An 11,904-nucleotide genomic window follows, 5' to 3' on the forward strand; every position below is an offset into this window, starting at 1 on the left:
ACAGCGCGCCCGCCTGACCATTATGCAGCGCCTTCAGCCCGCGCAGCCCTTTCTGCTGTCCGGTCAGCTGCTGAAAACTCTGCAGTGCAACATCAGGCGCGATCTCCGGTCCGAGCTTCAGCCGGCCACTGCTCTGATTGTCGCTAAAACCGGTAGCAAAGTAGTAGTCAGGCTGCGCGGCAATCACGCTCTCTTCACTCAGGCGGGCAAACACACCCTGCCGGGTACGGGCGGCGATGTTGTCGCCTCCGGCCAGGCGCAGAAGCTCGCCCAGACTGCCGTTGATTGCCGTCACGCAGCACTCATTGCGGCGTCCCAGATGCAGGTGCAGCAGCACTTCAGGGCGCGCACCGTGAAAATCAGCAAGCCGCTCCTCAATGACCCGCATATGGGCGGCGTAAAACCGGTTAAATGCGGCTGCCCGCGCCTGCTGATTAATGACATCACCCAGGATCTCCACGCTGCGCCGGGTATTCTTCAGCAGCTGAACGCGCAGGTCGATCTTCACGACCGGAATGTGTGCCGCCTGCAGTACCGCAAGCAGACGCGCGTCAGCATCATCATAGCGTGCCAGACTGGGTAAAATGACGACGTCGGGGCGCAGCGCAATAACCTGTTCCGGGTTGATCGCCGCCGGGCCACCGCTGCCAAGTGACGGAACCGTCTCTATTTGCGGAAAACGCCGCGCAAAGCTGCGCCACATCTGCGCATCATATTTCTGCAGATCGCGTGGCCAGCCCACAATGTGCTGCAGCGGATTTTCAGGCGCCAGCAGCGCCAGCGTATAGAGCATACGGCTTTCGCCAAGCACAATGCGCTGCGGGCGATCGGGTATTGTCACCAAATGACCGTCAATATCGGTGAGCGTTTTTGCCTGCGCCAGCGGGCTGAGCAGCAGCCCGGCTAACAGCAGCAGGCTGGCGAAAAAGAGTGAATCAGAACGCAATGCTCGCCTCCGCCACCAGATTGCGGGTCTCGCCTTCGCGTACGCGCAGGTTGCCACCGCTGGAGGTGTAGTAGTGTTTATCAAACAGATTATTCAGGTTCAGCTGAAGCCGGGTTTTATGCCCGGAAAGGGTACTGTTCCAGGCAATAAAGGTGTCGGCTACCGTATAGTCAGGCAGGGTAAAGCTGTTCTCCGGATCGCCCGCGCGTGAACCGACATAGCGGGCACCCCCCCCGATGCGGAAATCACCCGGAATGCCGGGCAGCGCCAGCGTGTGGGTGAGCCAAAGTGCACCGGCGTGACGGGGAGCGTTCTGCAGCCGGTTGCCGTTATTGGCCCTGTTTACGCCATCGTCAGCGATCTCCGCTATATCATAGCTGTAACTGGCGCTGATCTCCCAGCCGGCAGCCACTTCCCCGTTAAGCTCCGCTTCAGCGCCTGTGGATCGCGCCCGGTTGATAGTGCGCGTGGTGCCATTGATGCTGAGTGACATATCGCGCTCATCAATGCGGTAAAGCGCCAGGCTGGCAAACAGCGTCGGCGTGATTTGCCACTTGCTGCCCGCTTCCCAGCTGGTGCCCTGTTCAGGTTTGCCCACCCGTCCCGCATCATCCACCTCGGTTGAGGGGGTGAACGATTTGCTGACGCTGGTGTAGAGCGAGATATCCGGTGTCAGTTTGTAGATCGCGCCTGCCTGCGGCAAAAATTTGTTGCCGCTGCTCTCCAGCGTCGGCACGATTGGGTCGGCTCCCTTTGAGGCGCGCTGTTCATAATGCTGATAGCGGCCGCCTGCCACCAGGGTCCAGCGATCGTTAATCGCTACGCTATCTTTGGCGTAAAGCGAGCGGCTGTGAATGCGGTTCAGCAGCCGCGCATTTGCGCGGCGCTCGGTAGTGGCATCCGTGACCGGCGCAAGCAGATCGTAATGCGGTTCGGCAAGCGTAAACCCGCGATTTGCTTTGCCCTGATACTGCCGCGCCCGCAAGGTCTGATTCATCTCATAATCGGTACCCGCCACCAGCGTGTGCGTCATGCCGGCAAGCTGCTGCGTACCGGTCAGATCCCAGGCGATATATTTTGTCTGATGATTAAAACCGCGATTGGCGTCAGCGCGACGCGTCACAACCCCGCTGTCCGGATCGATGGCGGTAACGCGCACTTCATTATTATCATACTGGCGCTGGTTCCAGCCCAGCGTCACACGCGTGCTCCAGTCGTCACTAAACTGCCAGTCGTAGTGGGTATTCAGCGTTTTATTATGGCCCCAGGCGTGGCCAGCTTTATCATCCAGCCGATCTTTGTAGCCGATATCAACCGGGCGGTTATGGATAAACGCCGTACCGCGATCGTAAGGAATATCATACTGGTAATCTTCGTAACTCAGCAGAAAGCTGGCTTTCTCGCCATACCACTGCAGCGAGGGTGCGATGAGCCGGTGTTTATCACGACCAAAATTGCGCCAGTAATCCTGGTTCTGCTGCTCTGCGACCAGCCGGAAAGCAAAACCGTTATCCAGTGGTCCGGTGATATCGAACGTACCGCTGCCGCCGCCGCTGCTGGCGGTCCGGCCGCTCAGCGCGGTACGCCATTCATAAAGCGGTTTTTTGCTGATGATATTGATGACGCCGCCCGGATTCTGGATGCCGTAGAGCAGTGAAGCGGATCCTTTCAGTACTTCAACCCGCTCCGTTGCTGCGTTGACATTGAGGCCCTGACTGCTGCGTATGCCATCGCGATAGATCGAACCGTCGCTGTTGCCGCCAAACCCGCGGCGCACAAAGCCATCTTCCGTGCCTGCCAGCGTATTACCTTCGCTTACGCCGCTGACAAAGCGCATCGCCTCCGTCAGGCGACTGACCTGGTAATCCTCCAGCTGTTGCGGCGTTACGATGCTGACTGACTGGATCTCATCAAGCCGCGCAACGGGCAGTTTGCTGCTGACGGTGCTGCTGCCGGCGCTATAACCGGACGCGGTTTCACTATCAGCCTGAACCGTGAGCGTGGTTTCCTGCTCTGCGGCATTGGCCGTAACGGAGACAGGGATAAGCCCCTGCAGCGCAACATATAACGCAGGGCGTAACGCCTTTGGCACAAAAGTAGAGGAAATAAGCATGTCAGCAAACCTGGTAAAGACGGAGTGTTCCGTCATAAAGCCATCGGCAAAACCTGCCGCGCGCGGGCAGGGAGAATAATCATTCAGCGGCCACAATGCAGGCTTGAATGTAATTGAGAATCATTCAAACATGAAAGAATGTAGTAGTAAACGGATATAATGCAGGTAATACTACATTTATCCGGAATCCGTCTAATGACGGTATATTTAAATATTGATGTTATAAATCAATATATTAATCACTAAAATGCGAAGAGGTTTCTCGTTCTGTGAGTAAAGTGAATAGGGCGCATCTCATTATCACGAGACCAGCCACTACAACATATCCGCCTTTCACAGCGGGTAATGTCAGGAGCCTCAGCCCATGGCGCTGAAAAAAAAGGGTGTCCGGACAGACATTTTTGGCGACCGCTGCCGGGCTCGTATCGCCAGTCTCTCCCCCCGGCTGCAGACGGTCGCCCGCTATATTGATGCGCATCGTGAGAGCGTGGCGGAAGCGACGGCTATCGATATTGCCGCCGCAACGGGAACGTCTGATGCGACGGTGATCCGTGCCGTACAGGCGCTGGGCTTTACGGGCCTGCGCGATCTTAAACTCACGCTGGCGGAGTGGGCGGGGCCGGCCATTAACTCTGCGGCAAAGATGAGCGCGACCGTTAGCGAACTGGCCTGCGATATTAATGCCAGCATCGATTTTGTGCTGCTGGGACACCAGCAGGCGTGTCACGCGCTGGCACAGCCCGAAAACCGTCAGGCGGTGGCACAGGCGGTGGCGTTGCTAAGCGAAGCGCGTCAGGTCGCCCTCTTTGGCATCAACGCGTCAGGTATTCTTGCGGACTACAGCGCCCGTATGTTCAGCCGTATCGGGCTGCCCGCCACAACCCTGAACCGCACCGGCATTGCGCTGGCAGAGCAGTTGCTGAGCCTGCAGCGTGGTGATGTACTGGTGATGATGGCGCAGAAATCGGCGCATCGTGAAGGGGTCACGGCGTTAAAGGAGGCGAGAAAGCTGGGCATTCCTGTCATTCTGCTGACGCATGCGATGGAGTCTGCCTTTGCGCGCGAGGCTGATATCGTGATCAATGTACCACGCGGCGGGGAAGGAGGACGCATGCCGCTGCACGGGACCGTGCTGGTCTGTCTTGAAATGCTTATCCTGTCGGTTGCCTCAGTCAATGCCGGACGCACGGTGAAAACCATGAAGCGGATTCAGGAGCTAAACCGATCGCTTAAGTCCGGTACTAAACGCTAAGTATGAACCGATCGTGAATATCCGGCGCGCGCAAAATTCACGAAAAATAACACCTGCCGGTGCGGTTTTATCGCTATAAATGCAGGCAAAAGAAGGAGTTCTTGTGCGTGCATTTCTGACAACTATTACCCTGTTTATAACACTCGTTCTGACCAGCCCGGTTAGCCTGGCGGCAGACGCCATGGCGTTCTGGTCAGCATCGCGGCACGGGGCCAACAGTTTTAACCGGCTGCCGCCTGACAGCAAATATTTTACGGCTCTGCATGACTACGGTGCCAGCTGGGTACGGCTCTCCTGGGATAAGTGGCCCACGCAGCAACGCGATTTTTTGCTGGGTAACGCAGATGAGTATCGCGGGCTGGACGCCGGCGATCTGCAGACGCTTATCCACACCCTCGACCGCGCCTGGGCAGCGGGCCTGCGCGTGGTTATTACGCCTCTCTCTCTGCCCGGCATGCGCTGGGCGCAGAATAACGGGGGAAAATTTGACGATCGGCTCTGGCAGGATAAAGCCTGGTGGGAAGCCAGCGTGCGCTACTGGCACGATCTGGCTGCTGCTCTGCACCATCATCCCGCTATCGCCGCCTATAACCTGATCAATGAGCCCGCGCCGGAAAAAAATGGCGGACTGGCAGAGCACGCCAGCAGCGAGGCGATGGCGCGCTGGTATCAGCAGCAGCGTGGCGGAAGCCGCGATCTGCCGGCGTTTTATGCCGCGCTGATAGCCGCTATTCGTGAAGCAGATGCCGTTACACCGATAATGGTCGACAGCGGCTGGTATGCCGCCGCCGATGCGTTTGACTACTGGCCTGAGGCGCTGCACGACACGCGCATACTTTACAGCGTGCACATGTATGAACCCTATGCTGCGACCAGCGCACCCAACGCACGGCGTGAAAAGCCCTGGCCCTATCCGGGTTACGTACCTTTCGGCGAGGATATGCAGCAGTGGGATGCGGCGCGTGTCGCGGACTATCTGGCACGCCCTTTTGAATGGGCTGCGCGTAACGGGATCGATAAGCGGCAGCTGGTGGTTAGCGAGTTTGGCTGCGTGCGCACGCTGGCCGGTTGTACCCGGTACCTGGAAGATGTGCTGACGGTGCTGGACAGCCATGACGCGCACTGGGCATTTTATAGCTTTCGTGAAGATAGCTGGGACGGCATGGATTATGAACTGGGTCGTCAGAAAGTGCCGTGGCGCTACTGGCAGGCGGCAGAGAAAAATCTGCCCGATCCCCTGCCGCGCAGCGCCACAAAAGAGTTTGAGCCGATACGCAAGCGGCTCGCCGGTCAGTAAGGCGTGCCGGGCCATGCGGCCCGGCACGCCCCGCCTCAGGCGATAGTTTTGCGATTGCTGAGCAGATCTTTCACGCTCTCTGCTACCCGCTTGCCCGCCAGGAAAGCGTGATCCGAATTGTAATACTCCCATTCGCTGTAGCGCCCGGCCAGATGGATACTTTGCGTGGCCAGCCAGCTACGGATCAGCGCCACGTTGGCACTGCGCGCATGATCGTAAACGACATAGGCGTACGGCATGTTTACGATACTACTGGTGAGGATCTCATCATCCTCATTGATAATGCCTACCCGGATACAGTCATCGATACAGCGCTGGATCAGCGCTTCACCCTCACAGGGCAGCGGTTGATCGTCACGCCAGGTGATTTCACAGGTCAGACCGAATCCGCCCGGAGGATTACAGTGCGGGCTGGCATTACCCTGCAGGAAGATGCGATGGAACAGCGTGTCTCCCGGATAGTAAATCCAGTGCTTTTCACTGATCGCCGGACGTCCGATACCAAGATTAACGCAGCACACAGAGGTATGACGCAGCTGAGAAGCCGCCTGCTGTACCGCCTGCGGCGCGCGGGCGCCCATCAGGCGCACCAGTTCCGGTAAGGGCAGCGTGCTGATGAGCTGGTCATACTGCAGATGCCTGCCGTCGCTGAGCATGACGCTGCGCGACTGCGGCTGAATCTCGGCTACCGCCGTTCCGGTCTCCAGCGTACAGCTAAGGTGAGGCAGGAAACCGTTCATCAGCGCCTGAAAGCCGCCGCGCAGCGGATAGCCGAAGCGCGCGTTGGGCCCGACCGGTTTCTCCAGCGGCGCAAGCGCACCGCTGACGATCTGCGCCAGATCCGGCAGGGGTACGCGACCGCCCAGCCACGAGGTCTCCATGCTGGCCAGCGGCGTTTTCCACAGTTTACGGTTATAGGGAACGGCAAAATGACGGGCGATGCCTTTGCCCCAGACGCGATAGATAAAATGTTCAAAATCTTCACTGTCGCGCTGTTCAGTGATGCAGCCCTCATCCGCTACCACGCCGTCGGCGCAGCAGTCGCGCGATGCGTCTGCGCCAGGCAGTATGGCGGTATCGTTTTCTGCCGCGCCGTAGCGCGCTTCAATCGCGCCCAGCACACATTCACTAATCACCTCCGCCGGCAGGCCGTGCAGCGCTGACTGGAACGGGTAGCGCGTATAGACATCGTGGCTATAGACCCAGGCTTCGCGCATCTGCCAGTGCTGATTCTCACCCAGCAGCAGATCGTAGAGCTCCAGCACGTAGGGATCGTTGGAGAACATGATGTGACCGGCATAGTCGAAGGTAAAACCCTTATCTTCGATTGACCGGCACCAGCCGCCTGGCGACTCATTTTTCTCCAGTACGACGGCCCCTTTACCGTAATGATAACCGGCACTCAGGCCGGTAGGCCCTGCGCCGAGGATAAGACATTCAACCGGATGCAGCGTGACCGGCTGCGTGCGTTCAGCGGGTGCAGCGGCCTGCGTCGCAGGCCGGGCGGGCTGACGTTTAATGGCGCTGAGGTGCTGCTGCATCTGCGCCACCGTATTATCCCAGGACGTCGCGGCGACTACGGCAGCCATCGCTTCAGCCTGCATATGACGCCGTTCAGCTGTCTGGCGCAGAGCGTGTTCGCAGCCCTGAATAAAGGCTTCCTGCGAATCGGCTATTGTCACGACGTCAGCATACTGGCGCGCTACGTCAGCGATCGCTGTGCTGACAATCGGCAGCTGCGCGGCCATGTACTCCAGAACCTTTGTCGGGCTGATAAAGCGCGTGGAGGCATTGAGCGCAAACGGCATCAGGCAGACATCCCAGCCCGCCAGAAACTGCGGCAGGGCGGCATAAGGCTGCTGTCCGAACCAGTGCAGGTTTTTACGCTGCGGCAGCGTCGCAGGATCGATCTTGACCACCGGTCCCACCATGATGATCTGCCAGTCAGGGTGCGCGTCAGCCAGCGCGGTGACCAGCGGCAGATCCATGCGCTCATCAATCACACCGTAGTAACCGAGGCGCGGTTTAGGCAGAAACTGCTGCAGCGGATGGCCGTTGCTGCGGTCGAGCGCCTGTGCAAAGTGCCCGGCATCCACGCTGCTGGGAAAACAGTGAACGCGCGAGTGACGATCTTTTTTCGCTTCATACAGGCTGCGTCCGCCGGTAAAGACCAGGTCAGCGCGGCTCAGAAGAGCCGATTCGCGCTGCTGCAGCTGACGCGGCGCCTGGTCAAACGCGGAGAGTTCATCCATACAGTCATAAATGATCCCGCGGCTGTTAAACGCGCTAAGCAGCGGCAGCGCCATTGGGGTGTAGAACCAGACCAGCGGTTCAGTGCCAGGCTCCAGCAGGTTGCTGAGCAGCGGCTGCAGTAGCGCAATCTGGTCGTCATGAAAACCGGGGGCGTGTATCGGCGTATGCGGCTCGACCACGGTGACATTGGCCGCCGGCTGCGAGGTGCGCAATCCCGCTTCACCCGCCTGATAAACCGGCTCTTCAATAAAAATAATCCGGTGGTGCTGTGCAAGGCGTGAGAGCACATGCTGCGGCCGCTGAAACACAAATCCCCAGCGCAGATGACTAAATACCACCAGTACAGATTGATTCATGACGAACTCCTTTGGCCCAGCGGCCGGTGTGAGAAACCCCTGAAAACGCGCGAGTGCGCGTTGTGATTGCCGCAGCGCGGCAGCATAAGCGTGGTTAAGCAGGCGAACGTTTTGCGAATCGCTATCCCACAGACCGCTATGCGGCCAGTGCGTAATATCTTCCCAGAGAGGCCGATCGATAATCGGGTAGAGGCAAATGCCGCGAATATCGCAGCCTGCCAGCTGCGCCTGCGCGACCTGGTCGGTAATATGGGTTATCCAGGCCGCGCGGCCGCTGCCGACGTGGCTGGTTTCTGCCAGCAGCAGGGGGCGCTGATAGCGCGCCGAGAGACGGGCAAGCATGTCGGATAACGGAATGCGCCGGGCATCATCCAGATGCCACTCCAGCCGCTGGCCGGTCTGCGCCAGCCACTGGTTACCGTGATAATAGTTGGCTCCGATCAGATCCAGATAGCGCGGCGACCCGCCCAGCTCCGGTTCACGCAGCCCTGCCAGCATATCCCACGCCTGATACTGCGCGGCCGTCAGAGCGGCGGCGTGCTGTTGTGCGTGCTCGCTTTCATCCTCCGGCACCACATGAATAATGGGATCGCAGTGCAAAAAACGTGCGCGCGGATCGACGGCCAGAATGGCATCACAGCCCGCCAGGGCAGCGCGTACCAGCTGCCGCTTAATGGCATCGGGATCGCTATCGGCGTTGTTACCAAAGAGTCCTACTGAAATACCCCAGGCGAAAAAAGAGAGCTCGTTAACCGGTGAGTAAACCGGGGGCACGTCACGGTAAAATCCGGCCAGACAGGTCGCAACCTGATGGCAGAACCGCGCAAAACGCGGCACAAATTCAGGCGAGAACAGGGTGAGATCGTCCGGCCAGCCATAGTGGCTCAGCGTCCAGTTCACCTGAATACCCTGCTCGCTGGCCGACTGCATGCAGCGGGTCAGCCGGGCAAAGGTACGCTGTGGATCGGCTTCAGCCAGCCGCCAGCCCACGCTTTCACGCACTGACCGAATATTAAATGCAGCGAGCGCGGCATAATCCGTTGCAATATGCACGTCGTGTGCATTGATTACATTCATATCAAGTGCAATCCCGGCGGGATTAATATGATCGGCACCCTCAAAACCGGCCTGCCAGAAGCTGGAAAATGGCAACATTTAATTCTCCTGGAAAACAGGACAAAACAGCAGCCCTGTAAAGTAAATTACAGGACCAGCTTTAGTTGAAATTTATCAGGGCTGTGACTGGATAAATAAAAAGGCTGCCAGCGGGTTACACGACAACGTCAGGACAGCGGTAAAAATTTATAAAGGTTGTTTGAGGAAATTATAGTCAGGTGCCGGGTTTCAGCAACCCTGTGAAGTTGCTGAAAAAAAAGCAAAGCGGCAGCCAATGCTTTGCTTTATTGACTGCTGATCCTCTCTTTTTTCGGCGAATAACGCTATTTTTCAATGGCTACAGTAGAAAAATGGAAAAATTACTATTTCAGCGAAGGATAATTTATTCGCAGCGATTTTTGATTTTCGCTTCACGTTTTTTAATCCAAAAAAAAGCTGCCGCTATGTTCAACATGTTGAATGGTATAATAATTGCGCCTGACGGTTTTTATTTGCAGCACTTCTAGGTTTAATTTTTGCGGCTCTGATTAGGCGGCAGAGAAAAAATTGCGTTACGTATTAAACCGGCCGCTGAGCAAAAGCTGCTTCGGCCAGCGCTGCAAGGTAGTGTGCAGCAGGCAACAGCACATCATCGTTAATGCGAAACGCAGGGTGATGCAGAGGCCAGGCTTCACCGGTGCCAATCATGATAAATGCGCCGGGTATGTGCTGCTGATAGTAAGCAAAATCTTCGCCAATCGGGGTGGCAGCAATTTCACGTGCGTCCAGCCCGTTAAGCGCTGCCTGCTGCAGGGCAAACGCTGTCCAGTGCGCATCATTTATCACTGCGGGTGGCCCGGCCTGCCAGGTGATTGCTATTTCAGCCGCAAACGCTGCGCTGATACCTTTTACCAGTTCACGAAATCGCTGTTCAATACGTTCGCGCGCTGCGGCGGAAAAGGTGCGCACGGTGCCTTCCAGCCAGGCGCTTTCCGGAATGACATTCCACGTGCTGCCGCTGTGAAGCTGGGTAATCGAGAACACAGCATTCTCTGCTGAAGGGAGGTTACGGCTGATCAGCGTCTGGACTGCAGAGACAATGTGCGCGGCAATCACAATAGGGTCGTTACCCTGATTCGGGTGTGCGGCATGGCTGCCGGTGCCGGTGATCTGTAGCGCAAAGCGGTCAACGGCGGCGGTCAGGGCGCCCGCCCGGCTGCCCGCCACACCTGCCGGCAGAGAGGGATCGTTATGGAGACCAAATATGGCAAACGCATCCTGCAAAGCACCGCTGGCAAGCACCGCGGGTGCGCCTTCACCGGTCTCCTCTGCTGCCTGAAAAATAAAGCGCACCTGGCCAGCCAGCTGTGTTTCGCGGGATTTCAGCAGAATGGCTGCGCCCAGTATGGCCGCACTGTGAAAATCGTGACCGCAGGCGTGCATGACTCCGGGATGCGCTGAAGTAAACTCTACTCCGGAGTGCTCTTCAATCGGCAAGGCATCAATATCGCCCCGCAGCATCACCAGCGGACCGGTTGCGGGACCCACTTCAGCGACCAGTCCGGTTGTCAGTGCCAGGGGGAGAATGCGGATATTGTGCGCCTCCAGCTGCTCACGAATGCGTTGTGTGGTGGCAAATTCCTGGTTTGACAGCTCCGGGAAACGGTGCAGCTCCTGCCGGAAAGCGACCAGCTGTTCTGTTAACTGCGTTGATTCTGACGGCGACATAGTTTGTTCCTTTCTCACGATTACGCTGCGCGGCGTGCAGCACGTTATCCGGGGAAGGTAACAGCAGAACGAGTGAGCGATATATCTCAATACCCGCAATGATATTGCAATAAGTGAATAACAGCAGCGGTTGATCGGTTCAGGGTTATAAAGAAGGGCAGGAAGAGTGGCGAAACCAGCCCCGGGGAAATGAGGCTGGGAAATATGCGTGTCAGCTAATCAGATTAAAAAATCGTCCAGCGATGCGCCGGCATCAATAGCGCTCTTAATCGGAGAAGGCGTGCGGCCCTGACCGGTCCACTGCTTTTCATTACCTTCTTCATCGGTATATTTATACTTAGCCGGACGCGGCGCGCGTTTGGCTTTAGGTTTAGTTTCTGCCTGGTTTAATTGCGCAAGTTCACTAATATCGATGCCATCATTCATCAGCATCTCTTTGTATAACGCCAGTTTTTCTGCTTTTTCGCGCTGAGCAGCATTATCTGCTTCAGCTTCTTCACGGCGTTCTGCAACGACCACAGCGAGCTTTTCCAGCATCTCATTTAATACCGCTACTTCAATATCACGCGTCTGAGCACGCAGTGTACGAAGATTATTCAATGCCTTTAGTGCATCGCTCATGAATATAACCCTTATTACTGATGTGAAAATTTGAAAGCGCGCATTCTACGATATTTTTTCTCAAATTAAAATATGCATCAGGGCGTTAAATCCGCTATATCGCACAATTATCAGACTCATTGAGTTATCACCTGCATCAGAAATTTATTAGCCGCAAACTGAATATTTAACGGACACCAGAATTTATAAAGTGGTCACGCTACCGGCAGATCGATCTTTCCGCTGTTATACCTTCCTGGGCGG

Annotated in this window: 7 protein-coding genes; 2 read left to right on the forward strand and 5 right to left on the reverse strand. The window is 56.9% G+C overall.

Annotation, left to right across the window (positions count from 1 at the left end; genetic code table 11):
• A partial coding sequence (locus tag F3J39_RS10840) for an ABC transporter substrate-binding protein (RefSeq protein WP_247648252.1) occupies positions 1 to 946 on the reverse strand: 946 nt, incomplete at its 3' end.
• On the reverse strand, positions 936 to 3,059 hold the full coding sequence (locus tag F3J39_RS10845) for a TonB-dependent siderophore receptor (RefSeq protein WP_104085825.1): 2,124 nt from the start codon (positions 3,057 to 3,059) through the stop codon (positions 936 to 938). The genes F3J39_RS10845 and F3J39_RS10840, both read right to left, overlap by 11 nt.
• Positions 3,060 to 3,423: 364 nt before the next feature.
• Here F3J39_RS10845 and F3J39_RS10850 point away from each other — a divergent pair, with 364 nt between their 5' ends.
• Positions 3,424 to 4,311, forward strand: a complete 888-nt coding sequence (locus F3J39_RS10850; RefSeq protein WP_104085686.1) for a MurR/RpiR family transcriptional regulator — start codon at positions 3,424 to 3,426, stop codon at positions 4,309 to 4,311.
• Positions 4,312 to 4,414: 103 nt separating this feature from the next.
• Positions 4,415 to 5,608 carry a cellulase family glycosylhydrolase gene (locus F3J39_RS10855; RefSeq protein WP_223811795.1) on the forward strand — a complete coding sequence of 398 codons (1,194 nt, stop codon included), beginning with the start codon at positions 4,415 to 4,417 and terminating at the stop codon, positions 5,606 to 5,608.
• A 35-nt stretch (positions 5,609 to 5,643) separates the two neighbouring features.
• On the opposite strand, the gene F3J39_RS10860 is transcribed toward F3J39_RS10855, so the two are convergent.
• The 3 genes from F3J39_RS10860 to F3J39_RS10870 form a co-directional block, all read right to left on the reverse strand.
• Positions 5,644 to 9,372, reverse strand: coding sequence for an FAD-dependent oxidoreductase (locus F3J39_RS10860; RefSeq protein WP_166714171.1), 3,729 nt, complete (start codon positions 9,370 to 9,372; stop codon positions 5,644 to 5,646).
• A gap of 519 nt (positions 9,373 to 9,891) precedes the next feature.
• Positions 9,892 to 11,040: an amidohydrolase gene (locus F3J39_RS10865; RefSeq protein ID WP_166714172.1), complete on the reverse strand. Its 1,149-nt coding sequence runs from the start codon at positions 11,038 to 11,040 to the stop codon at positions 9,892 to 9,894.
• A 219-nt stretch (positions 11,041 to 11,259) separates the two neighbouring features.
• Complete coding sequence (locus F3J39_RS10870; RefSeq protein ID WP_071668305.1) at positions 11,260 to 11,661, reverse strand: H-NS family nucleoid-associated regulatory protein; 402 nt, start codon at positions 11,659 to 11,661, stop codon at positions 11,260 to 11,262.
• Between the last annotated feature and the right edge of the window lie 243 nt (positions 11,662 to 11,904).

It is taken from the genome of Pantoea sp. Acro-807 (assembly GCF_011752675.1).
GTDB classification, from domain to species: domain Bacteria; phylum Pseudomonadota; class Gammaproteobacteria; order Enterobacterales; family Enterobacteriaceae; genus Pantoea; species Pantoea eucrina.